This is a genomic window from Turicibacter sanguinis, assembly GCF_013046825.1.
In the GTDB taxonomy this organism is placed as follows: Bacteria; Bacillota_I; Bacilli_A; order MOL361; family Turicibacteraceae; genus Turicibacter; species Turicibacter sanguinis.
Window position 1 is genome coordinate 942,377 of sequence record NZ_CP053187.1, and the last position, 22,010, is coordinate 964,386.

Annotated in this window: 23 protein-coding genes; 6 read left to right on the forward strand and 17 right to left on the reverse strand. The window is 32.8% G+C overall.

Translation table 11 applies throughout. The features are described 5' to 3' along the window. The 9 genes from HLK68_RS04645 to HLK68_RS04685 form a co-directional block, all read right to left on the reverse strand. On the reverse strand, positions 1–807 hold the full coding sequence (locus HLK68_RS04645) for a type I phosphomannose isomerase catalytic subunit (RefSeq protein WP_132942565.1): 807 nt from the start codon (positions 805–807) through the stop codon (positions 1–3). 66 nt (positions 808–873) lie between these two features. Further along, positions 874–1,191 carry a PTS lactose/cellobiose transporter subunit IIA gene (locus HLK68_RS04650; RefSeq protein WP_006783849.1) on the reverse strand — a complete coding sequence of 106 codons (318 nt, stop codon included), beginning with the start codon at positions 1,189–1,191 and terminating at the stop codon, positions 874–876. Between the two features lie 15 nt (positions 1,192–1,206). Further along, on the reverse strand, positions 1,207–2,112 hold the full coding sequence (locus HLK68_RS04655) for an ROK family protein (RefSeq protein WP_006783850.1): 906 nt from the start codon (positions 2,110–2,112) through the stop codon (positions 1,207–1,209). A 3-nt stretch (positions 2,113–2,115) separates the two neighbouring features. Beyond that, positions 2,116–3,504: a glycoside hydrolase family 1 protein gene (locus HLK68_RS04660; RefSeq protein ID WP_006783851.1), complete on the reverse strand. Its 1,389-nt coding sequence runs from the start codon at positions 3,502–3,504 to the stop codon at positions 2,116–2,118. 89 nt (positions 3,505–3,593) lie between these two features. Next, positions 3,594–4,895, reverse strand: coding sequence for a PTS cellobiose transporter subunit IIC (gene celB / locus HLK68_RS04665; protein ID WP_006783852.1), 1,302 nt, complete (start codon positions 4,893–4,895; stop codon positions 3,594–3,596). A 37-nt stretch (positions 4,896–4,932) separates the two neighbouring features. Next, positions 4,933–5,241 carry a PTS sugar transporter subunit IIB gene (locus HLK68_RS04670; RefSeq protein ID WP_006783853.1) on the reverse strand — a complete coding sequence of 103 codons (309 nt, stop codon included), beginning with the start codon at positions 5,239–5,241 and terminating at the stop codon, positions 4,933–4,935. A gap of 224 nt (positions 5,242–5,465) precedes the next feature. Further along, the gene (locus HLK68_RS04675) at positions 5,466–6,413 is read right to left on the reverse strand and encodes an ROK family protein (RefSeq protein ID WP_009607461.1); all 948 of its coding nucleotides are present in this window, start codon (positions 6,411–6,413) and stop codon (positions 5,466–5,468) included. A 17-nt stretch (positions 6,414–6,430) separates the two neighbouring features. After that, positions 6,431–7,135 carry a GntR family transcriptional regulator gene (locus tag HLK68_RS04680; RefSeq protein WP_006783855.1) on the reverse strand — a complete coding sequence of 235 codons (705 nt, stop codon included), beginning with the start codon at positions 7,133–7,135 and terminating at the stop codon, positions 6,431–6,433. 159 nt (positions 7,136–7,294) lie between these two features. Beyond that, the gene (locus tag HLK68_RS04685) at positions 7,295–8,050 is read right to left on the reverse strand and encodes a M15 family metallopeptidase (RefSeq protein WP_006783856.1); all 756 of its coding nucleotides are present in this window, start codon (positions 8,048–8,050) and stop codon (positions 7,295–7,297) included. Between the two features lie 185 nt (positions 8,051–8,235). Here HLK68_RS04685 and HLK68_RS04690 point away from each other — a divergent pair, with 185 nt between their 5' ends. The 3 genes from HLK68_RS04690 to HLK68_RS04700 are packed head-to-tail and all read left to right on the forward strand — an operon-like array spanning position 8,236 to position 10,609. After that, complete coding sequence (locus HLK68_RS04690) at positions 8,236–8,757, forward strand: RNA polymerase sigma factor (RefSeq protein ID WP_425598133.1); 522 nt, start codon at positions 8,236–8,238, stop codon at positions 8,755–8,757. Beyond that, complete coding sequence (locus tag HLK68_RS04695) at positions 8,747–10,069, forward strand: DUF4179 domain-containing protein (protein ID WP_132942746.1); 1,323 nt, start codon at positions 8,747–8,749, stop codon at positions 10,067–10,069. The genes HLK68_RS04690 and HLK68_RS04695 overlap by 11 nt, the downstream gene beginning before the upstream one ends. Before the next feature lie 9 nt (positions 10,070–10,078). Beyond that, a complete protein-coding gene (locus tag HLK68_RS04700) occupies positions 10,079–10,609 on the forward strand; it encodes a VanZ family protein (protein WP_055164369.1) in 531 nt (176 codons plus the stop codon). 16 nt (positions 10,610–10,625) lie between these two features. Here the strand turns inward: HLK68_RS04700 and HLK68_RS04705 are convergent, their stop codons facing one another. The 6 genes from HLK68_RS04705 to HLK68_RS04730 all read right to left on the reverse strand — a co-directional run bounded on the left by HLK68_RS04705 (position 10,626) and on the right by HLK68_RS04730 (position 15,920). Further along, positions 10,626–11,120 carry a CarD family transcriptional regulator gene (locus HLK68_RS04705; protein ID WP_006783860.1) on the reverse strand — a complete coding sequence of 165 codons (495 nt, stop codon included), beginning with the start codon at positions 11,118–11,120 and terminating at the stop codon, positions 10,626–10,628. Between the two features lie 248 nt (positions 11,121–11,368). Then, complete coding sequence (locus HLK68_RS04710; protein WP_009607464.1) at positions 11,369–11,863, reverse strand: CarD family transcriptional regulator; 495 nt, start codon at positions 11,861–11,863, stop codon at positions 11,369–11,371. 417 nt (positions 11,864–12,280) lie between these two features. Next, complete coding sequence (locus tag HLK68_RS04715; RefSeq protein WP_006783934.1) at positions 12,281–13,003, reverse strand: N-acetylmuramoyl-L-alanine amidase family protein; 723 nt, start codon at positions 13,001–13,003, stop codon at positions 12,281–12,283. Positions 13,004–13,132: 129 nt separating this feature from the next. Next, positions 13,133–13,834: a hypothetical protein gene (locus tag HLK68_RS04720; RefSeq protein ID WP_006783933.1), complete on the reverse strand. Its 702-nt coding sequence runs from the start codon at positions 13,832–13,834 to the stop codon at positions 13,133–13,135. Beyond that, positions 13,831–15,261, reverse strand: coding sequence for a sensor histidine kinase (locus HLK68_RS04725; RefSeq protein ID WP_006783932.1), 1,431 nt, complete (start codon positions 15,259–15,261; stop codon positions 13,831–13,833). The genes HLK68_RS04720 and HLK68_RS04725 overlap by 4 nt, the downstream gene beginning before the upstream one ends. 2 nt (positions 15,262–15,263) lie before the next feature. Then, the gene (locus HLK68_RS04730; protein ID WP_009606522.1) at positions 15,264–15,920 is read right to left on the reverse strand and encodes a response regulator transcription factor; all 657 of its coding nucleotides are present in this window, start codon (positions 15,918–15,920) and stop codon (positions 15,264–15,266) included. Between the two features lie 157 nt (positions 15,921–16,077). On the opposite strand from HLK68_RS04730, the gene HLK68_RS04735 reads away from it, so the two are divergent. Further along, positions 16,078–16,791: a pirin family protein gene (locus HLK68_RS04735; protein WP_006783929.1), complete on the forward strand. Its 714-nt coding sequence runs from the start codon at positions 16,078–16,080 to the stop codon at positions 16,789–16,791. Between the two features lie 39 nt (positions 16,792–16,830). Here the strand turns inward: HLK68_RS04735 and HLK68_RS04740 are convergent, their stop codons facing one another. Beyond that, on the reverse strand, positions 16,831–18,381 hold the full coding sequence (locus tag HLK68_RS04740) for an AbgT family transporter (RefSeq protein ID WP_006783928.1): 1,551 nt from the start codon (positions 18,379–18,381) through the stop codon (positions 16,831–16,833). Between the two features lie 319 nt (positions 18,382–18,700). Here HLK68_RS04740 and HLK68_RS04745 point away from each other — a divergent pair, with 319 nt between their 5' ends. Both HLK68_RS04745 and HLK68_RS04750 read left to right on the forward strand, forming a co-directional pair. Next, the gene (locus HLK68_RS04745; RefSeq protein WP_009606521.1) at positions 18,701–20,668 is read left to right on the forward strand and encodes a M28 family peptidase; all 1,968 of its coding nucleotides are present in this window, start codon (positions 18,701–18,703) and stop codon (positions 20,666–20,668) included. A gap of 62 nt (positions 20,669–20,730) precedes the next feature. After that, positions 20,731–21,183 (forward strand): YdeI/OmpD-associated family protein, encoded by a 453-nt coding sequence (locus HLK68_RS04750; protein WP_006783926.1) that lies wholly within the window; start codon positions 20,731–20,733, stop codon positions 21,181–21,183. A 46-nt stretch (positions 21,184–21,229) separates the two neighbouring features. On the opposite strand, the gene HLK68_RS04755 is transcribed toward HLK68_RS04750, so the two are convergent. Further along, positions 21,230–21,946, reverse strand: a complete 717-nt coding sequence (locus HLK68_RS04755) for a glycerophosphodiester phosphodiesterase (protein WP_006783925.1) — start codon at positions 21,944–21,946, stop codon at positions 21,230–21,232. Positions 21,947–22,010 lie beyond the last annotated feature (64 nt).

Genomic DNA, 22,010 nt, shown 5'->3' on the forward strand with positions numbered 1-22,010 from the left:
TTAACATGTTTTAATTAATTCTAAGTTACCTTCAATTGTATATTTAATTCCTTTTGGTAAATAGACTGTTTCTTCTGGATTTAATATAATCGTTTGATCATCAGTTTTCATTACACCGCATCCTTTAGTTGCTGTATAAGTATAAAAATCGCCGCATACTTCATCAGAATATTGTCCATCAACAATAATTTTTTCAACATTGAAATATGGAGTTTCTAACTTAGTGAAGTTTTCGATTTTACCACCATTTGTTTCTGGGTTATAGTCGATGACTTCTAATGCTTTTTCGATATGCATTTCACGGTCACGTCCCCAATCATAAAGACGGTAAGTAACATCGCTACTTTGTTGGACTTCAAGTAGTTTTATACCACCTTTAATCGCATGAATGGTCCCCGCTGGAATATAAATCATATCTCCAGCTTTTACACTGATATCTCCTAAGTAATCTGCTACGCTTCCCTCTTCAAGGATTTTAGCGAATTTTTCTTTGTTTAATCCATCTTTAATTCCACAGATTAGTGAAGCTCCTTCTTCTGCTTCTAAGATGTACCAGCATTCTGTTTTTCCGTTGTCATTTTCATACTTACGTGCAAACTCGTCACCAGGATGAACTTGAACTGATAATGATTCATCTGCTTTAATGATTTTGATTAAAATGGGTAAATCTTTCTGTAAATAATCATGTAAATTTTCGTTAGTATCTACTAAAGTCGAGCATCCGTTACGATGTGTAGAGAGATTCCATTTTTCATAACCCCAAACTTTTTCGCTATAAAATGGATTTAATTTTATAATTTTTGTCATTTCTTCATCCTCCTAGCTCCCATTAGAGTTTCAAAAGGGAGATTTTTATCTCCCTTTAGTTATAACTTATTTTTTCACTAATTCATATAAATTAATGAATTCTTCTGCCATATCTAAAACTGTCATTCCGTTCATTAAATGGTCTTGTGAGTGAATTAATAAAACTGAAATTTCATTTTTTGAACCATTTGCTTCAGCTTGAATTAAATTTGTTTGGAAACGATGAGCTTTATTCACTTCAGCACGAGCTTCCGCTAATAATTCTTTTGCTTCTTCAAATTTTGCTTCTTTAGCTAATGAAATAGATTCCATGGCCATGCTACGTGCATTCCCTGCATACATAATAATTTGAAAACAAACTTCTAAAATTTCTTCTGCATTCATATCTCTTTCTCCTATCTAATCTAATTTATATTGTGTAATAAAATTGCAATAGCTTCCCATTAATCCAGCATCATTTAAAAACTTACATCGATCAATTTTCACATAGTCTGTTAAATCTGATGAGAAACTTGGTGTGTAGGAGCTAACCCTTTTCGTAATTTCTTTAATCAATCCATCTTGTTGAGAAATTGCACCACCAATTAAAACTTTATCTGGATTTAGAATATAACAAATATTATAAATCGCCATTGCTAAACTATCATAAAACTTATCAATGTTATGTTGGCATATTTCATTTCCAAGCGCTGCGCGTTTGAAAAGTTCAACTCCATCAATTTCTTCACCTAACTCATTTACTGTTTTCTCAATTAACGCTCGAGTTGATGCATAGTTACTTAAGATATCATTTTCTGGCATTGAAGATTTGATTCCATGAATAAACATGAAACCAAACTCTCCCGCCATAAAACGATTTCCATTATAAATTTTATTATTAATAATAATTCCGCCGCCAACACCTGTTCCAATTGTTAAACAAACAATATTATCGTATCCTTTTCCATTACCGAGTGTATGTTCCGCAATTGTTGCACAATTTGCATCATTTTCAACTGTTACGAAAAGATTATACTTTTCTTCAAAATATTTCTTTATGTTTAGACCATTGAATCCATCAATAATATTGCCTGACTCGATCACACCTAACTTTGTATTTACAAATCCAGGACTACTAATCGTAACACCTATAATGTCATAACGCATTTTATAATCCTCAATGACACGGCACATTTCCTTCAAAACATCTTGTCCATTATGAATATTTGTTTTAAAGTAACTCTTCTCTAGAATTTGTTTGTCGATACTTAAAACGGCGTATTTAACATTGGTTCCTCCGATATCAAAACAAACAATTGATTTCAAGATTTAGAATCCTCCTTGCTCTGATAATTCTTTAAACCAACGACCACTTTTCTTAATTGTACGTTTTTGTGTTGCTAAATCTAATGCAATTAATCCATAGCGATTTTTGTAAGAATTCGTCCAAGACCAGCAATCAATGAATGTCCATAAATGGTATCCACGGCAGTTAGCCCCTTCTTCAATGCCTTTATGTAACCATGCTAAATGATCTTTAATGAATTCGATACGATAATCATCTTCAATAACACCTTCAGCATTAATATATTGTTCTTCTCCTTCGACACCCATTCCATTTTCTGAAATATAGAATTCAATATTTCCATAATTATCTCTTAAATTGATACAGATATCATAGATTCCTTTTTCGTAAATTTCCCATCCACGGTATGGATTCATTTTACGACCTGGCATTTCATAGTTATCAAAGAACCAGTCTGGCATGAATACATCTTTATTAACTTCTGTTTCTTTTGCTTTAATACGACGTGGTTGATAATAGTTAACACCTAAGAAATCAATGGTATTATTTTTAATGATTTCTAAATCATTTGCTTCGTAAGTTGGTAATACATCATTTTCTTTTAATAACTCAACTAAGTCACTTGGGAATTCACCTTTTACTGAAGGATCTAAGAAGCTACGATTAAAGAATAAATCAGCAATATGAGCTGCTTTTACATCTTCAGCATTTTCAGTTGAACGTGGATAAGATGGCGTTAAGTTTAAGACGATTCCGATTTTTCCATCTTGTCCTAAAGCTTTATACGCTTCAATAGCTTTCGCACTTGCTAACATTGTATTAAATCCAACTTGTGCAGCACGTTTTCCATCGATTACATTTGGATAGTGGAAATCATATAAATATCCACCTTCTACTGGTACGATTGGTTCATTGAATGTTGTCCAATGTTTAACACGGTCTCCAAATAACTCAAAACATTTTTTCGCAAATGCTGCATAAGCATCAACTACTTCACGGCTTTCCCATCCACCAATTTCTTGCATGCACATTGGCATATCAAAATGGAATAAGTTCATAATTGGCATGATTCCTTCTTCTAATAAGGCATCAATCACATTATTATAGAATTCTACTGCTTTTGGATTAACTTCACCTACACCATTTGGAATTAAACGTGCCCATTGAATAGATGTTCTAAATGAATTGTGTCCTGTTTCTTTTAATAATTTGATATCTTCTTTATAGTTTGAATAGAATGTTGATGTATGTTCTGGTCCTACACCATTATGGAAACGTTCTGGTTGAATTTCAAACCAATGATCCCAAATTGTTTTACTCTTTCCATCAACATCTGCACTACCTTCACTTTGTGGTCCTGATGTCGCAGTTCCCCACCAAAATCCTTTTGGAAATTCATATTTTAAAGTCATAATAATACTCCTCTTCCTTATCAATTTTAATCTAATTAAATCAATTAAATCCTTAATCTTAGACTAAGGACTTAATTGATTTTTATTTTTTATTCTTCTGTTTCAAAGCTTTTTTCTTCTATAACATTACGTTTATCTAACGCTTTTAAGAATGGGAACCATACGACACCCACGATAAGCATTTGAACGATTTGTAATAATCCACCACGTAAAGAGTTTGTTGCTAGCATTCCACTGATAAATACTGGTGTTGTCCAAGGAACAGCTACACCTGTTGTCGATGGAACTAATCCACTAGACATTGCAAAGTAAGCAACTGATGTTGCAATAATTGGCGCTAAAATCCAAGGAATTGCAATAATCGGATTTAATACAATAGGTAATCCAAAGATAGTTGGTTCATTAACATTGAAGATTCCTGCTGGTAATGCTAATTTACCTACTTCACGTAACTGGCGGCTCTTCATGAATGCTAAAATCATAATTAATACGATTAATGTCATTCCTGTTCCACCTAAACCAACTGTGAATGTTTCCATGAATTGTTTTGTAACAACATTCGGTACCTCTAATCCCGCTTGGAATGCATTAAAGTTTTCAAGTGATAATGTATTCCAAATTGGGTCGATCACTGAGTTAACAATAATTTGTCCATGTAATCCAAAGAACCATAAAACTTGAATGGCAAATACTGCGATTAAAGTCGCTGCCAATCCTTTACCTAAACTTGTTAAAGGTATTTGAATAATTTCATAAATGAAATCATGCACATTTCCCCATGGTGTAAATGTAAATCCAATACGAATTAATAAGAAAACAGATAACGTCACAACAGCAGGGATTAAAGCAGCAAATGATTTTGAAACGGCTGTCGGTACTGATGGTGGCATTTTAATGATCCAGTTTTTCTTAACGACTTTAGCATATAACCAAGCAGCGAAGAATGAACCGAACATTCCAACGAACATTCCCTTCGCACCAAGGCGATCAATATTGAATACACCATTTAACATTTCACCTGTATCTCCAATTGGAGCATCAAATGGTGTTAATAAGAAGAAGGCTGTTAAAGAAATTGCAGCACCGAAAATCGGATCTACGTCTTCTTCTTTACTAAAGTAATAACCAATACCTAAACAAATGAAGATTGTTGCAATTGACATTGTCGCTGTTGATGCTGGAATTAACGCATTTTGTACAGCGGCTAATCCTGCATCTCCCAATAATTTATTTAAATACGGGAAGTTAGCAATGATTAACATAATTGAACCAAAAATAGTCATAGGAAATGCTAACATGAATGCATCACGTAAAATTTTTAATGCCTTATTGTTATTTAATTTTTCACCTATAACCATAATGGGTTGTTCAATTTTTTCAAAAAGATTCATAGTCTTTCCCCCTATAAGTTATTTCAGATGGTGTTTATTATTTATTATTAATTAAATCCATTGCTTGTTTTAAAACTGCTTTTCCATCGCAACGTCCATAACTTACTGGAGCAATAACTTCAACCGGGATATTTAATTCTTGCCCTTTTGGCGCATATTTAGATTTTAAGAAACGCATTTGAGGACCAAATAATAAAACATCTGCTTTTTGCATTTCAGCATCTACTTCACTTTGTCCAACTGCCCAAATTTCAGCTTCAATTCCTTGTGCTTGCGCAGCTTCTTTCATCTTGTTTACTAAAAGACTAGTTGACATTCCTGATGAACATGCTAATAAAATTTTCATATTTATCTTCCTCTCCTTGATAGGTGGCTATAATTAATATTTGTACCTACCTATTTGTTTTATGTCTATATTATAGCACTTTCATTTTGTTTTGCAAGTGTTTTCTTTTGGTTTTTTTATAAAAATAAAGCTGTTTCATCTTTAGTTTACCCAAATAGGCTTATAACTATATTTAGATTTTGTTGTGAACTACTTCTAAAAAATAAAAAAAAACGCTAGTTTAACTAGCGTTTTTCACCTAAAAAAGCTGCACCGATAATTCCCGCATCATTTCCAAGCGTTGCAACTACGATATCTGCAAATTTTTCATTTTTATATAAAATATGTTTTCTAATTTCAGTGTCTAAGCCATCCAAAATAATATCGCTTGATTTAGAAACTCCTCCACCAATTGCAATAATGTGAGGATCAAGGGTATTGATTATACCCGCAATCCCAATAGCTAAATATGACTTAAATCGTTGAATAATTTGTTTAGCTATTTTATCTTCCTCTCGATAAGCATCAAATACCATTTTTGCTGTAATAGTCTCTAGTTTCCCCTCACATTTAGCATAAATTGAGGTATTCTTATTTTCCGCTAATAAATGTTGGGCATATTTAATAATAGCTGTCGCTGAACAGAAAGTTTCAAAGCACCCGTTATTTCCACAATTACAATTAAAATAATTTTCTCCAATCACAACATGCCCAATTTCTGAGGCCATTCCATGAGCTCCTGTAAATGGAATTCCATTAATAATAATTCCTCCACCAACACCAGTTCCAAGTGTTAGCATAACAGCGATAGGATGTCCTTTCATACTTCCAAAATGACTTTCTGCAATAGCTGCTACTGTTGCATCATTTTCAACATAAGTATTAACAGTTGGGAACATTTCTTTTAGCTTATCCACAATATTAACCTGGTGCCATCCAAGGTTAACACATGTTACTTCACCCTTTTGATTGATAAAACTAGGAATTCCAACACCAATCGATCCAATTTCTTGCATCGTTAAATGAGATTCATCTAATAAACTCATGACAAGATTAAAAATATCTTGCATAACCTTATCAAAACCAGCCTCAGAATCTGTCACACAATCTCTTTTCACTATAATTTCGCCAAATTCATTGACGATTCCTGCTTTAATTCCTGTTCCTCCGATATCAATTCCAACAAACTTCATTCTCAAACACACCCCTATTAGAAATTAGCTAATTTTAATAATTTTGTATTTTTATAATTATGAATGACCTTAGATACCTCAAATACAGTTCCATTCGTTAAAAATACTGTATTTTCAATTACTAAAGTCGGATCATTTTCTGATAATTGTAATAACTGTGCCGATTCACTATCCAACTTATCAGCATAAATAATCTTATCTGCAAATCCAATGCTCAATTTTAAATCATTGATAATAAAACTATAAATAGACCTATGAGCAATTTCTTCGCTCATATAAGGAATCACATTTTTATTTAAATAAGTATATTCAACCGCAAATGGCTCCTCGTTAACATATCTTAATCGTTCTAAGAAATAAATATCCGTTCCAACATCACACTTCATCTGTTTAGCTAAATCTTCATCTGCATTAATGACCATGAGATTTATTAATTTGCTTTCAATTTTTTTATCAGGAAAATCTCTCGTAAGTCCTTTTAAATTTTCTAAACTCACATAATCTTGTAATGAAGCCTCTCTAATAAAAATACCACTACCTTGCACTTGGTAAACATAACCTTTATTAACAAGCATCGCAATGGCCTTTCTAATTGTTGTTCGACTTACCTGATATTTTTCAATTAAATCTTCTTCACGAGGTAATTTTTTCACTTCATTATACTTCCCCGAAAGTAAATCCGCTTCAAGTTCTGATACTATTTGCTTATATTTTGTACTCATAAAATAACACCTTCTGCCTCAAATATCTTAAATACATTATAACAAATCAAATATAGGTTTACAAATTATAATCAGAAAACACTTTTAAATTAAATGATATAGATCCTATTTCATCTGTTATAAAACGAAAAGCTGGATAAACTTATCCAGCTTTTCGTTTTATAATAAATCTAGTAAATTATTTTCTAAAATATATTCCTCTAAAATCCAGCCATTCTCATAAATTTCAGTCGCAGCATCAATTCCGACATAGCGTAAATGCCAGGGTTCATATTGATAACCCGTTAATAACGTTTTATCCTCTGGATATCTAATAATAAAACCAAATCGATGTGCATTCTCAGCTACCCATTTCCCTTCTTCTGTTTCACCAAACTCAACCGTTAACTCTTCATTAACAGAATCCGATGTAATATCAACTGCGAGTCCCGTTTGATGTTCACTATGACCGGCTCTTGCACTATAGGTATCAGCTGCTTCTCCACCATCTGTAAAAACATATCGATCATATAAGGCAACTTGAGTTACATATGAACGATATCCACTGCGGGCTGTTAAATTATAACCATATGATTTGGCGACAATAAACATTTGCTTCAGTGCATCCGCTGCAGATTTTCGTAAGTAATTAGACTCATTAGTGCTATCCCTATTATAAAGAGGAACTTCTAGTAACACTAAATCATCTGGTTCATACTCATCAGATAAGCGATAATTCTTATTGACTAAAACCGTTAAATTTTCTGGATTGTTAACCCAGACAATTTTTTCATAGAAATTTCCCATCACAAAGGCATGTAATTCTTCCTTTTTATGATTAAAGTAATTCACAACACTTAATCCTACTACAAAAAATAAGACAGTTGAAATTACCATGAGTCTAAGTTGTTTTTTCGAACAATATTGATAAGCCAATTTAATCACCTACCTCAATTCAAATTTTTTAATTGATTTATTATGGACCATTTATTTACCTTTATTTCAACTTTTTAAAAATTCGTGTCACAAAAATCACCTTTTGAGCGTTATAAGATTGTAAAGAAAATTTATTCATTTAATGCTACACTTAAATTTAACGTATGACGAAAGGGGAATGAATGGTGACTCATGAACAATTAAATGCTTCATTCTCAGATGGGGGAGAAATCGAGTTAAATGAAGCAATCACCCTATATGGCCAAAATCTCATGAGATATTGTCACAATATTTTGTGTGATTATCATGAAGCTGAAGATGTCGTACAAATGACATTTGTTAAAGCTTATCAAAAAAGGCATCAATTTAGGAGCGGTAGTTCATTATCTGCTTGGCTTTATCGTATTGCTTATCATCACTGCATGGATATTCTTAGAAAGCGAAAGCTTCTCTTCTTTCTCCCAAAGCAAGAAAATGATCATCACATGAGTGAAGAAGTTAAAGAGGCATTAGCAAAGTTATCCACAATGGAGCGCGCGTTAATTTTCAACCGCATTATCGAGGAGCGTGACTACAAAGAGCTTGAAGTTATTTACAATCTGCCCGCTGCCACGCTTCGTAAACGATATGAACGTGCAAGGAAAAAGTTATCTGAACAATTAATTGAAACTTTACCAAATGGGAGCGTGATGATGAATGAAATTTAATACCCAAGAACAACAACTAAGACAATTACTTGAGCAGATTGATACACCAAAGGTCGACAACTTACACGAAAAGGTTCACCAAAGACTGACTCAAAAATCACCTTTTTCTAAAGGACTAAAAATGACATTAGCCACTTGTATTTGTCTATTTTTAGCACTTCCTGTTGCTGCCTCAACTCCAACTTTTCAAAAGCTCGTCTATCTTATCAGCTCTGAAATGATTGATGCCCTTCAACCGATTAATTTAGTGAGCGAAGATAATGACATCAGACTCGAAGTATTAGGCGCGTTAAATGATGAGGAACAAGTCGTTATCTACCTCACACTACAAGATTTAAACGGAGATATCTTAGACGAAACACTCGACATTTACAATTACACACTTGATGGAGTCAGTATTTTAAATATACAAACCATTGATTACAATAAGGAAACAAAAACAGCAACCCTTCGCTTACAAGGTAACGGTGGAAAACACCTAAACGGAAAAAGCATCCGTTTTGGAATTCAATCATTCTTAACCAATAAAAAATTCTATGATAACATGGATGTTCCTTTAGATTGGAATGAACTGTTATCCACAACTCCCGAAATTATCACGTTGGGTGAGCATGATTCCTCAGGTGGTAGTGGTCTGATTACAGTGAATGACACAGCTATTCAAGTGTTAAAACCTAATCAAATGGACATTAAAATTCCAGGTCTTGATTTCGTAACCATTACAAATGTTGGTTATGTCAATAATCGCCTTCATATCCAAACAAGATGGCTAGAAGATAACATCGATGATCATGGTTATTTCTATTTCACTGATTCATCTAATCGTAGAGTCAATAATAAAAGTTGGAGCATTAGCTATGGTGTTAATGAAAACAATGAAACTGAATATGGGCGTATCATGACAGAATATATATTCGAAATCTCTCCAGAAGAACTTTCCACTTTCAATCTCCACGGAGATTTTGTTTCAAATGATACTTATACTGAAGGAAATTGGAATGTGAAATTCAAACTAGACTCAACAACTGAGATGTTTACTCAAAAAACAGATATTAAACAAGGGAGCACCACAGTGGCTGAAGTAAAAATTTCTCCTCTTGGAATCACGTTAAATATCGTAGGAGAATTAATACCTGAAGATTGGCAAGTTTCTTTAATTTTAAAAGATGGCGCTAGAAAAACACTTTCTTCAAGAACTTCGATGACCATTCAAGATGAAACAACATTAAAGTTTTCTGACCCAACCTTATTAAAGCTTGAAAATATTGAAGCTATCCAAATCAATGACACGATAATCCCCCTACCAGAATAGGAGAACATCATGCTAACTATCTTTTATACCTTTATCGGATTATTCATCCCCTGTCTCCTACTTGGAACACTACTCTACTTACTTGTCGTTCTTTGCCTATGGTTCACTAAAAAACGACAATACTTTACCTTCAAAAGATGCCTTATCGAATTTACATTTTGTTGTTATTTGATTGCCCTCGCTAATCTAACTGGACTTTTTAACATTAGACTTTCTTATTTCTTCAGTTTTCATGCCACACCTAACCTAATCCCAATCCTCAATACACTACGTGAAGTTTTTGAGTACGGACCTTACGTTTTAAAACAAGTTTTCTTAAATGTTGCCCTATATGTTCCATTTGGAATATTAGTTTCACTATTACTAAGAAAACCTACATTACTTCAACTCCTACTATTAGCTGGATGCACATCCTTACTAATAGAAACTCTACAATATTTTGGAAGACGATTTGCTGATATCGATGATTTACTTTCTAATATAATAGGAGCCTTACTCGGATATCTTCTGATCAAACTCATCAAAAAAGCCATTGACTAATCAACGGCTTTTTCTTTTAAGCAATATATTGTTCAATATAATTAGGAATCTCTTCAGGATTTAAATCCAAGATAAATCCTAATTCTTCATTCAATAACTTTTCGGCTATTTCAAAAACTTCATCATCACTTTTATTTAATCGTGTTCCTTTAAAATCTTCTAAAGTTCGATATGAGTAAATTGTCTTGACAATCGTGATTAAGTCACTACAATTTCCTTGCTTCACCATACATCGGAATTTCTGGTTTCGTTCTCGATCATCTTTTATCCATAATAATTCTAAATCAGGAATTCCTTGAATTAATTGATTTACTTCATCCTTTGAATGAACCATTCTGATAGTCTCATTACCGTGCGCAACAGAAACTTTAATTGTCATTTCCGGTGAAGAAATAGGACTTAAAATATAAAAGGACTGTGCCGGATAATTTAGAAAACATTCTTCCTTAATTCCTTTTACCTTACATACCCCTGTTAATCCATATACAATATAGTCATCAATTCTGAACATTTTAATCACGTCACCTTTCTCACAACTTATCATTGCTTTAACATTCTTAAAACCGAACTTGACTGTATTTAGTTGGCTATTTCATTACTTTAAAAAAAATAGAATGTAAGAAAAGTTTTCTAAAGTAAATTGCACCTCTTATCTATTATATACCATTGGCTCTATAAAAAATGCCTATTTTCGTAATTACTAGGGAAAAAAAGTTATTATACGTCACATGATTTAATAAATTGTTCTCATAGAAAACTCTAAATAATACATTCTCCAATATAAGTGGGAACATCATCTGGATTTATATTTAAAACAAATCCAAACTCTTCATTTAGTAATTTTTCAGCTATTTTAAAAATTTCATCATCATTTTTATTTAATCTTTTTCCTTTATAGTTATCTAAATATTTATAGGAATAAATGGTTTTAATAACAATAATCCACTCATCACAATTTGCATTTCGTAACATCTGACGAAATAGATTGTTTCGTTCACGTTCATCAAAAATCCATAATAACTCTAAATCAGGTATTTTCTGAATTAACTCTTTAACTTCATCCGTAGAGTGAATAGGTCTAATATTTTTAATCGTATTTAAAACTGGAATCTTAATCGTCATTTGAGGTGAAAAAACAGGCTCTAATACATAAAATGATTGCTGAGGATAATCTAAGAATTTTTCTTCTTCAATTCCAATCACTTTACAAACTCCCGTTAGCCCATACATAATATAGTCATTCATTCTAAACATTTTTAATCACGTCTTCCTTTCTGACTGTATCTCGTAATGATGTCACTTCTATTTTATCAGTTTTTCAAAATTGGATGTAAGCAATAAATTTTCTACTCTTCCTCTTTTTCTACTTCATTAGACATCAAACACAATCCAAACAATACATTTTCGACTTTAATTGACAGAAATACTATCATCCTAAATCGAAAAATGTCTGCCGAGATAAATTTCTTAAACATATAAAAAATGAACCATATGGGATGGGTTCATTTTTTATATGTTTATTTCAGCTTAGGGGAATAAATTTATTCTCTTATCATCAGGATAAGAAGAATTTAGGTCGAGAGTTTTTTCTCAATAGATAGTGTCTTCCTCACAAGGGATGTGAGGAAATAAACGACTTCATTACAAAATTAAACATTTTATCTACTCCAATCATGATTCAAAAAATTGATTAATTCCATTTACCATTCCTGTTACAAGTTTATATTGGTAAGCATCACTTTGAAGAAGTGATAACTCTGATTTATTGGTCATATACCCTAACTCAACTAAGCAAGCCGGCATTTCTGTTTTTCTGGTCACCACTAATTCATCATAAGCACGAATTCCTCTATCTCTTGCACCTGTAGTTTCAACTAATTCAGTTTGAATGAATTGAGCTAATACCTCATCTGACTCTGTTTTAGTACTTTCATTATAATAAACTTCAATTCCACTAACCGTTGAATCATCGATATATGAATTTTGATGGATACTAATAAATAAATCTGCCTCTACTTCATTAGCAAACTCTGCTCTTTCAGTTAGCGTTAAATACGTATCATCACTTCGCGTCATCATCACTTCATATCCTTCTTCTTCTAAAGCACTCTTTAGTTTTAACGCAATCTGTAAGTTAAGATCTTTTTCATCAACATTTGAAATGCTACTCCCTGGATCTTCATCTCCATGACCCGCATCAATGACAATCAATTTTTGTTTCTCTTCTTCTATACTTCGTGCGAAAACTTGTATCTCTGATGTAGCAGGCTCTATCAAGTCTTCCTTTTTTAATTTTATATTCGTCAATACACCTATAGCTGTTAAGAGTAAAATAAATAAACTCATTTTTATATATTTAAATCGGGGTTTTTGTTTGCTATTTCTATATCGCATTTTCATCCCTCTTTTCGTCAATCTCTAACATATTGAGACAATTATATCGATTGCATCTATGAAAGATTTAAAAAAGTTATATAGAAGTTGTAAAGTTTTAAAAAGATGCATCCTAAGATGCGTCTTTTTTTAATTTAACGTCGACCAAAACCCAAGTGAACATCTCACGATACGTAATGTATAAGGATTTACTTCTAATAAAAAAGATTGTTCTTTTGTTTGCTTATCATAATACGTTAACTCATAATTATTAGAAAAATCAGAGCTTCCAATCTCAAAGCTAAGGGTATCAGGATTAATTCCCATAACCATCTCAATATAATTTTGACACATAGCTATCACTTCCTCTACCTCAACTTTATCACCATCAGAGAATCGAGTTCCTTTTGAACAATCATCAATCTCTAATAGTTGACCACTACTAGCCGTTAAAATGACTTGATAATCATAAGTTTCACCTTTCATTTCAACAATAAAAATTCCTTCACTCAATTCATCATTTAAACTATCAATCACTTCTTCTGAAAAAGAAAAGAGGTACGGCTTATGTTTCCATTCTAAAATGAGATTTTCCATTGTTTCAGATTCATAAAACTGAACAGCGATAGCAACATTATCAAGTTGTAAACTTTTTTGAAGGTAGCTATTCACAGCTTTAATACTAATATCTTTAATCGTATCAACTGAAACAATTCCATTGTAATTAGAACTAATATCTAACGCATTTGTTTCAATCTTTTGACTCATCAAAGTATCAAGTTGAATCGTATTAAAGAGCCGAGAACATCCACTAAGAAATAAACATCCTAAAATAAAGATTATTTTTCTCATAATGCTTCCCCTCCTATCTTTAGAAACTTGACCATTATTTTTGTGCCTTGATCAATCTGACTTTCAATTATTAATTCTCCCTGATGTAACTGAATAATTTTTTTACAAATTGCTAACCCAAGACCTAATCCATTATTTCTCGTCGTTCTGACTTCATCTACCATATAAAAGGGTTGCGTTATTTTATCAAGATGTTGCGGTGAAATCCCGCATCCCTCATCTTCAACGATTAATAAAATTTCATTCTGTAGCGACTCACAACGAATCGAAATGTTATGGTCTTCTTGAGATGCTTTTATCGCATTTTCAACTAAATTAATAATCAGAGATTTCATTAAATCTACATCCATTAAAAACTCACCATCTTCACAATTAACAATCAAATTCAAATGATACGCTGAGGTCTTCATTTCAAGAATAGGTAAAATGGATTCAATGACATCTTTTAAATTTCCTCTTTGAAGTGGAAGATTTTCCTTCTCAAGTAATACTAAATTCATCAATTTAACTGAGATTGTTTCCAATCGTTTTCCTTCATTATAAATAGTATCTAATGCTTCTAAAAATAACTCTTCATTGTATGGCGATTTTCTTAAAAAATCAGTATACCCAAGAATTGAAGTTAATGGTGTTCTCAGTTCATGGGTAAAGTCATTAATAAAATTTTGTTTATCTTCGTTACTTTTAGCAAGCTCGTTAATTTTAATTTCAATTGCTTGAGCCATCTCATTAAAATCGTGAGCTAAACGTCCCATTTCGTCATGAGTACGAATCTGAAGTCGTTCGTTATAATGGCCACTTGCAATAACTTTCGTCGAATGAACCATTCGTTCAATCGGTTTTGTAATAGATTTGCTCACTGCAAACATTGAAATAAAATAGATTACTAACGCTAGGGCATCAAGTAAGATAAAAAACTGATATTCCTGAATTCTATTTATATATAAATGAGTTAAATCTCTTACATAAGAAATTCGATAAATCGTCTGTTCTACTGGAACTGAAATGGATGAAAACAAATAAGTTTTCCCCTCAATTTCCCTTAATATATAATTAATTTCATCTGTCTTAATTTGATCATATTCAATACGTCTATCAGGCAATTTAAAATCAATATTCGTATAAATCATCTCATTACTATCATTAATAATTTCTATGTAATTTATTTCTTTGCCACTCCCATAAACAACATTTTGAGCATATGACTTTAATAACTCTTTGGTATAACTTTCATCATTATAAATCTTAAAAACAGGCCCCATCGCGACAATGCCTTTATAAATAGAATCCGTCTGACTAAGCGTACTTTCAACTTCTTGATTTAGCATATTAGAATGATTCTCTTCAATAATGAGCACCCCAGATATATTAAAAATAATCGTAAAGACAATCATCGAATACAATGTAATCTTAATCCAAATCTTCACGATTAATCCTCCAAACGATATCCAATTTTATAGACTGTTTTAATCTCCTCTTGTAACCCTAACTTTTTACGTAGCGCATTAATATGCATATCAACTGTCCGAGTTTCACCATAATAATCAATTCCCCATACTTTTTCAATTAACTGTTCACGGGATAAGGCAATATTCTTATTTTTTAACAGTGTTAAAAACAAATCATATTCTTTCACTGTGAGATACACGACGTTACCATTTAGCTCAACTTCACGCTTTTCATCATTCACCGTAATATTTTTATATGTTAACAATTTATGAACTTTACCATATCTTCTTAAAACTGCTTCAATACGAGCTAATAACTCTATCGCTTCAAAAGGCTTGACCATATAATCATCTGCCCCTAAACGTAGACCGTCTACCTTATCCATCGTCGACGTCTTTGCTGTTAAAAAAATAACCGGAATATTTAAGGGACGTATTTTTTCCATTAACTTAAATCCATCCATTCCTGGAATCATCACATCAAGTAAAATAAGATCAAACTTTTCTTTTTGAATTCGCTCAAAAGCTAATAAACCATCCTCAACTGATTCCGTTAAATAGCCCGCTAAATTCAAATTTAATTTAATTAAACGCGCAATGCTCAAATCATCTTCTACAATTAAAACCTTATGTTCCATATGATTACTCCTTTCTCCTTTGATAATTATACTTCTTTTTGTTACCTGGGAAATAAATTTCCTGTCGAATTTAATCGTAATATGAAGTATACTTTCAGCTAACTCATCAATACTATGAGTAGGCGTATGCCTAATTTTTAAGATGGGGTGAAATACTATGCTCAGAAAACTCGATCATCAGTTCATGGGTGGTGCAGTTTACGATTGGCTTGAGTCAACATACCACTTTTCCTATGCTGATTACTTCGATCAAGCGAATCTTAATTTCGGTGTCTTACGTGTTTTAAATGATAATATGATTGCACCACATAGTGGATTTGAAGCTTGTCCCCATAAAGATATGGAGATTTTAACATACGTCATCTCTGGAACGTTAACTCATACTGATAGTATGGGCAATACCACTCACTTAACTCGTGGACAAATGCAATACTTAAGCGCTGGTACCGGTACAACACATCGTGAGTACAACGATCAAGATGAACCGCTTCGACTTCTTGAAATGTGGATTACTCCAGATAAAAAAGGACATCAACCAACATATGGAGTCTATCACTTTGATTGGGATGCACGTCATAATGAATGGTTACATATGGCATCTGATTTAACAGATGATGCCCCTATTACCCTAAATCAAGACGTTAATATCTATACGATTCTTTTAGACGAACATAATACGGCTGATATAAATGTTGGGGTGAATCGTCAAGCTTACCTTCTTCAAATCGAAGGCTTCTCAGAAGTGAACGGGATTGCATTAAAAGAGAAAGATTCTCTTGAAATTATAGAAGATCATGTTCATATTGAGGCGACACATGACTCACATTTTATTGTCATTGAAATGAAAAAAACAGATCATCCATATATGTAAAAAAGGCTTGAACATTTTGTTCAAGCCTTTTAATTTTTATTACATAAAGATTGAGATTCCAGGTCCTAATGGTAAGTTGAATACGAACCAGATAATTAATAACAGTGTCCATCCAATTAATAAAGAGATTGAATAAGGAACCATTGTTGAAATTAAAGTACCAATTCCTGAATCTTTATCATATTTATGAGCGAATGTTACGATTAATGCGAAGTAGCTCATTAATGGAGAGATTAAGTTAGTTGTAGAATCTCCGATACGATAAGCCATTTGCGTAAATTCTGGTGTGAATCCAACTTTCATTAACATTGGAACGAATACTGGAGCTAAGATAGCCCATTTAGCAGAAGCTGATCCCATGAAGATGTTGATAAATGCTACTACTAAGATAAATAAGATAACTAATGGAATACCTTGTAATCCGATTGCTTGTAACATATCAGCACCTTTAACCGCGATGATTGTTCCTAAGTTAGTATAACTGAAGTAAGCAACGAATTGAGCAGCGAAGAATACTAACACAATGTATGATCCCATTGAAGCCATACTTTTACCCATTAAGTTCATAACGTCTTTATCATTCTTAACTGTTTTAGCACCAACACCATAAGCGATACCAACTAATCCGAAGTATAATGCAATGATGAATACTAATGAATCCATAAATGGTGATTTTAAGATTCCTTGTACACCTGGATCAGTTCCGCGTAATAATCCATTTGCTGGACCCACTAAAGCAATAATTCCTACTAGGATAACTAATGCTGCGATACCAGCGAATTTTAATCCGCGTTTTTCTTCTTTTGTTACAGTCATTGAATTTTCTTCGACTGTTGCATCACCTTTATAAGCTCCTAAACGTGGTTCAACGATTTTCTCAGTCACGAATGTTCCGATAACTGTGATTAATACTGTTGAAGCAATTAAGAACCACCAGTTCGCTTCCATCCCAACTACATAGTTTGGATCAAATAACTTAGCTCCTTCAGTTGTTAATCCTCCAAGTAATGAATCAGTAGGACCAACCATAACGTTAGCACTGAATCCTCCAGATACCCCAGCGAATGCCGCTGCAAGACCTGCCATTGGATGACGTCCAACACTTAAGAAAATAATAGCTCCAAGAGGAATTAATACTACGTATCCAGCATCAGATGCGATACTTGATAAAACCCCTGCAAGTACAACAACTACCGTAATTAAACGTTTTGGTGTACTCATAACTAATTTCTTTAATAAAGCTGAAATGAATCCAGTTCCTTCAGCAAGACCAACCCCAAGTAATGCTACTAAAACTGTACCAAGTGGGGCGAATCCAGTAAAGTTACTTACTGCTGATTTAAATAAATATTGAACACCTTCTTTTGAAAGAAGACTATTTACTGTTACTGTCATTTCCTCAACAACATTCGTTGTACGATTAATCCCCTCGTACGTTACCGAAACTCCTGATGCTGCTAAGATTGCTGATAATACAACGATTACTCCACATAAAATTAAGAAAATTGTTGCTGGATGCGGTAACGCGTTCCCAATTCTCTCTACTCTATCGAGTATTGTTACTTTTTTCTTGCCGTTTTTCTTACTCATATGCTTACCTCCTTGTAAATTTAGCTCTTCTCCCTATGAGGCGAGGTAGTTTAAATGGTTAAACATAATTAATTATACCCAGAAAAGATTACCACATACTAGCGGAAATATATTCCAAAAAACATCAATTTTACATCATTTTGATACAAAATAAGCAAGAAAATACCACTAAAAGTACACATTTTTTTATTTTTTCAAACTTTTAACAAACAAAAAACAATGATAATAAACTTTAATTTCTAATTTAAGCCTACAGTGTAACCAATTACGCCATCGCCTAATATATTATTAATAATGCTAAATATAAGGAGATGAAGCGATGAGTTATCAAGAGGACTTAGATATCTTTTACGATAAAATCAACGTTGAATATGCTACCTATGTTGCGACTACCCTCGCCAACTTTGGTTCTAATGAAGAACTTGGTTTTAGAACAGCCGGATCTCAGGCAGAAACTGAGGCCAGCAACTTCATATTTCAAGAATTTATAAATATTGGCCTTCAAAACGTCAGAAAAGAACAAGTTAACATTGATTCCTGGGATTTTAAAAATGCCGCTTTATATTATGTCGATAAATTACAACCTAAAAAAATTACATTAAGTTCTTATGCAAATAACTGTATCATTGCCAACAAAGAATTTGAACTTGTTTATGTTGGACGTGGAACTCGATCTGATTATCAAGATCTCGATGTTAAAGATAAGTTGGTATTAATTGATTTAGATGAATATATCGGATGTCAGGTCGGAGTCTCAGCCTATCAAGCTAAAAAAAATGGAGCTTATGGAATCATTGTTGCTCCATTTGAAAATGACGATAAAATTATTACAGAATCTCTTAACTATGATAATTTTATTGCTCCTGCTAACATCCCTACTTTTTCAATGAGCTTAAAAGATGCTAAAGCGTTGAAAAAACGACTTGGGAAAAGGGAAAGTTTATCTGTGATTTTAAATTGTTATAATACGGTTACTCCTGATCAGCAGTCGTATAATGTGATTGGGGAAATTCCTGGTGAGCAATCGGATGAGTTAATTTTGGTAATGGCTCACTATGATGGAATTTTTCATAGTTTCCATGATGGAGCGAGCGGTTGCGGATTATTGCTCAGTTTAGCGAGAACTTTAAATTTGAGTGATTATAAGCCTAAAAAGACAATTATCTTTATTGCTCATAGCGCCAGAATTTGGGGGATGACGAATTCTTCGTTTAATTGGTCAGTCGGTAGTTATCAGCAAATAAGGTTTAATCATCCAGAATGGGCTGAAAAAGCTTTTATTGCAATTAATTTAGAAGGATTTGTCGCACAAGATGATTGTGATTCCCATATGATGAAAACAACTTATGAATACCAACGGATCATTCAATCTATTGAAAAGCTTGTCCGGGGATGTCCCTATAAAAAAGGAGCACTCGTTGATGCTCCAACGACTATTTTAAGTGATGATTTTCCTTATTCTCAAAGTGGGGTTCCGACCGTGATTAGTTATCGTCCAGATAGTGAGTACGTCAAAACAACGTATCGAACTAATTACGATTTGATTCAAAATCATTTTAGTCCCGCAGCTTATTTATACTGTCACAAGCTTTATGGAACGCTCATTATCCTCTTCGACCAAATGAAGATTAAGCCTTTTAACTTCGAGGCTTTGTTTGAGGCTCTTGAAAATAGTCTTGATTATGAGACATACCATCAGTATAAATCGCTATATCTTGAGATGCATAAAGCGAGATGGAGTGCTAAGAAATTGTATGACTATTTGAATCAGAACGAGTTTAGCAATCAAGAAATCAATTATTTGAATAAGCAACTTCACTATATTTATCTAGAGATTCAGGAATGTTTTGTGCGCCTTTCATGGAACGGATCCAGTATTTTTCCTCATGAGGCTCATCAAGAGAATATTTTTCAACTTCGTGAAGCAATTCGGTTATTGAAAAATCAAAAAGTTCCTGAAGCTATTATCGAACTATGTAAAATTGATTTAAATTTATTTAATTATTATTACGATAAAGACACATTTGATTTTTATGTGAACCAATCGTTATATGAAGACGATCGTCATCTTGCTTGGGGGAAAAATCTTTTACTTACCCATCTTGATTTATCAGATATTATTGAAACATTACGTCATAAAAGTAATTGGGAGAACCTCTATCCCGTGATTGAACAACTCAATCAAATTTTAGTTAATGAACAAAATCAACAAGCAAAGGTTGTTAACGAAGAAATTCATCATCTTAAAAAATTAAATAGCTGGATTAAATCCTTATATAAAAAATAATGACCATCTCTGAAGAATTTGATATCATTAAAAACGTACTATTAAAGTGAGGTTATAAAGAGATGCAAGCATTTAATGCAAAAATAATAGAAGCAAAAACAAAGGGTGGAGCTTATATCGAGATTCCATTTAATGTTGAAGAAGTTTATGGCGCTAAACGAGTAAAAGTTATTGCATCATTTGATGGAGTCCAATATCGTGGATCACTTGTAAAAATGGGAACTGATTGTCACATCATTGGGATTAAGAAAGAAATTCGTGAACAAATCGGTAAAACAATCGGTGACACTGTTACGGTGACACTAAAAAAAGATGAACTGCCTCGTATTGTCGAACTACCTGATGAGGTCAAATCGTTCTTTGAACAACATCCACAACATCTAGAATTTTGGAATTCTTTATCTTACTCAGTTCAGAAAAAAAACATTGATTCAATCAACTCAGCAAAAAAAGAAGAAACGCGTGCTAAACGATTAGCCACACTACTTCAAAAAATACAAAATAAAGAAAAGTAAGAGAGCAGATTATTCTGCTCTCTTACTTTTTATGAAATTAATTCTTCTATTTTAAAATTTCATCTAATAATGCCGGATAATCAGTGAAGATTCCATCTACGCCTGCTTGAATTAGCTTTCTCATATAGGAAGGTGAATTCACGGTATACACATTCACGAGAATACCATTAGCATGAGCTTCTTTAATTAAATCTTCAGATACCCATCTCAAATTAGGATGAATAGCATCAGCTTTTAAAACTTTCGCAAACTCAATGACATTTTCAATGGGTTCATCATACAACAGGCCTGTTTTAATCCGTTCATCGAGTTCTTTACAAATACGAATCGATTCAGGATTAAAACTTGAAATCAAAATTTGATCGACTAATCCATATTGATGAATTAATGAGATGACATCCTCTTCAATTCCCACATAGTGAATTTCATCTGTTTTTAATTCAATATTTAAAATCACGCTATGTTGCTTGATTAACTTAAAGACTTTCTCAAGCGTTGGGACATTACAGTTATCCACTGTTTGAAATAATAATTTTCTCGTCTTTAGGGCTTGTAATTCTTCTAACGTAAAATCTTGAACAAGACCTTTTCCTCTAAGTGTTCTCTCAACATCCTCATCATGAATAACGACTAATTGATTATCCTTACTTTTATGAACATCAAGCTCAATTCCTGTCGCTCCTGCTTTAATTCCTTCTAAGAAAGCAAGTAACGTATTTTCAGGAAAATCTCCACTCGCTCCTCGGTGAGCAAAATTAATCATAAACACACCTCACATTTTTAAACTTTACGACGATCCCAATTTAAAAACTATCCTTATAAAATAA

Excerpts from the sequence above, each read along its gene's own strand:
- HLK68_RS04715 (WP_006783934.1), bottom strand. The coding sequence starts at position 13,003 with ATGCGATATAGAAATAGCAAACAAAAACCCCGATTTAAATATATAAAA.
- HLK68_RS04750 (WP_006783926.1), top strand. The coding sequence starts at position 20,731 with ATGCAAGCATTTAATGCAAAAATAATAGAAGCAAAAACAAAGGGTGGA.
- HLK68_RS04700 (WP_055164369.1), top strand. The coding sequence starts at position 10,079 with ATGCTAACTATCTTTTATACCTTTATCGGATTATTCATCCCCTGTCTC.
- HLK68_RS04730 (WP_009606522.1), bottom strand. The coding sequence starts at position 15,920 with ATGGAACATAAGGTTTTAATTGTAGAAGATGATTTGAGCATTGCGCGT.
- HLK68_RS04650 (WP_006783849.1), bottom strand. The coding sequence starts at position 1,191 with ATGAATGCAGAAGAAATTTTAGAAGTTTGTTTTCAAATTATTATGTAT.
- HLK68_RS04660 (WP_006783851.1), bottom strand. The coding sequence starts at position 3,504 with ATGACTTTAAAATATGAATTTCCAAAAGGATTTTGGTGGGGAACTGCG.
- HLK68_RS04670 (WP_006783853.1), bottom strand. The coding sequence starts at position 5,241 with ATGAAAATTTTATTAGCATGTTCATCAGGAATGTCAACTAGTCTTTTA.
- HLK68_RS04675 (WP_009607461.1), bottom strand. The coding sequence starts at position 6,413 with ATGAAGTTTGTTGGAATTGATATCGGAGGAACAGGAATTAAAGCAGGA.
- HLK68_RS04735 (WP_006783929.1), top strand. The coding sequence starts at position 16,078 with ATGCTCAGAAAACTCGATCATCAGTTCATGGGTGGTGCAGTTTACGAT.
- HLK68_RS04645 (WP_132942565.1), bottom strand. The coding sequence starts at position 807 with ATGACAAAAATTATAAAATTAAATCCATTTTATAGCGAAAAAGTTTGG.
- HLK68_RS04680 (WP_006783855.1), bottom strand. The coding sequence starts at position 7,135 with ATGAGTACAAAATATAAGCAAATAGTATCAGAACTTGAAGCGGATTTA.
- HLK68_RS04695 (WP_132942746.1), top strand. The coding sequence starts at position 8,747 with ATGAAATTTAATACCCAAGAACAACAACTAAGACAATTACTTGAGCAG.
- HLK68_RS04710 (WP_009607464.1), bottom strand. The coding sequence starts at position 11,863 with ATGTTTAGAATGAATGACTATATTATGTATGGGCTAACGGGAGTTTGT.
- HLK68_RS04745 (WP_009606521.1), top strand. The coding sequence starts at position 18,701 with ATGAGTTATCAAGAGGACTTAGATATCTTTTACGATAAAATCAACGTT.
- HLK68_RS04705 (WP_006783860.1), bottom strand. The coding sequence starts at position 11,120 with ATGTTCAGAATTGATGACTATATTGTATATGGATTAACAGGGGTATGT.
- HLK68_RS04740 (WP_006783928.1), bottom strand. The coding sequence starts at position 18,381 with ATGAGTAAGAAAAACGGCAAGAAAAAAGTAACAATACTCGATAGAGTA.
- celB (WP_006783852.1), bottom strand. The coding sequence starts at position 4,895 with ATGAATCTTTTTGAAAAAATTGAACAACCCATTATGGTTATAGGTGAA.
- HLK68_RS04720 (WP_006783933.1), bottom strand. The coding sequence starts at position 13,834 with ATGAGAAAAATAATCTTTATTTTAGGATGTTTATTTCTTAGTGGATGT.
- HLK68_RS04755 (WP_006783925.1), bottom strand. The coding sequence starts at position 21,946 with ATGATTAATTTTGCTCACCGAGGAGCGAGTGGAGATTTTCCTGAAAAT.